2 protein-coding genes are annotated in these 1,285 nt (G+C 25.1%); both read right to left on the bottom strand.

The features are described from left to right. Positions 1 to 1,012, bottom strand: a 1,012-nt coding sequence (locus KLA_RS17225) for a hypothetical protein (RefSeq protein WP_034647417.1), incomplete at its 3' end; no start/stop codon positions are given. A 131-nt stretch (positions 1,013 to 1,143) separates the two neighbouring features. Further along, the coding region (locus tag KLA_RS18025) for a TlpA family protein disulfide reductase (protein ID WP_410492506.1) at positions 1,144 to 1,285 on the bottom strand (142 nt) is incomplete at its 5' end.

Below are 1,285 nucleotides of genomic sequence, written 5' to 3'. Positions count from 1 at the left end.
CAGCGTGATTTTCATAACCAACAAACTTAGGGGAAGGATTACCTTTATCTAATAATTTTAAATTTTTATATTGCTTTTCTATTTTAGCTATTAACTCTTTATCTGTAGCAATTGACTTAAATTTAGCATAATACTCATCCATATTAAATTTAGGATCAGAGTTTTTAAGCATATCCATTTTATGTGTAATTACATATTCTACTTGTAATAACAATTCGTTTTTAATGAACTCTGATTTTGACTTGGCTGCAACAGCTAAAACTGGGTACTTACTATTTTTAGTCTCTTTTGCTATTTCATTTTGTAATTTTTGTCTGGCCAACGATTTATATCCGTTATGATTTTTATAATCTTCATCGTTATAATAGTTAACCTGGTCAAGTTCTTGTAAAGACTCTTTAGACATTTTAAAGTCCTTATTTTTTACATAGCGCGTATGCCAATTTTTATAGTTTGATAATGCTAAAAGGTAATTATAGTTATTGTCTTTTTTATGAAATGCTATAAATTTATTAGAAAGTCCTTCAGTTTTATCTAATTTATTATTTAAAGTTGTTTTGTGATTATTGATTTTTTCTTTAAAAGATTTCTCTTCTAATTTTAATAAATCAGCATCAACTTTAAAACTAGAATTTTGTTCTTTTTTAAACTTTAAATAATTATTCTCTAGTTCACCTTTGCCAACGATTGAGATTGTATTATCAAAATCTTTTGCATCAGCATTAATTTTAAGATTAAATTCTTTTTCTATGTATAGATTAATTTTATTGTTGTCAACCATAAAAGAATATTCGCCTTCAGGAGCTTTAATGGTATCTAAAAACAAACCATTTGCAGTAATACTTATAGTGTCAGCATACGTACTATTCTTTTTAATAAGTGTTATTTTCTTATCCTTAGTGTTTGTAATATTTCCTTTTAAAATTGCATAATCTAATGTATGTACTTCTTTTTCTTTACAGGCTACTATACTTAAAATAAGGAGTCCGAGAGTAATAATCTTTTTTTTCATAGAAATTATTTTAAATAAGAGGATTACAAGTTAATAAGTTTTTTCTTATAATGTAGAGGTGTTTACAAAAAAAATCATCTTGATAAACTACCAAGATGATTTTTATATTTTAAAGTGTATAGTTTACTGTATTATAACAGGTTATTTAAAACTTCTTTTAACTTAGGGTCAGATGGTCTAGGAGCATTTGCATTTACAATATTACCTTCTGTATCTAATAATATAAATTTAGGAATACCTTGTATAACATAGTCTTGTATAAAATCAGATTCA

Source organism: Cellulophaga geojensis KL-A (genome assembly GCF_000568425.1).
Taxonomy (GTDB): domain Bacteria; phylum Bacteroidota; class Bacteroidia; order Flavobacteriales; family Flavobacteriaceae; genus Cellulophaga; species Cellulophaga lytica.
The sequence above is the reverse complement of the archived record's forward strand: the minus strand, read 5'-3'. Positions and strand labels throughout refer to the sequence as shown.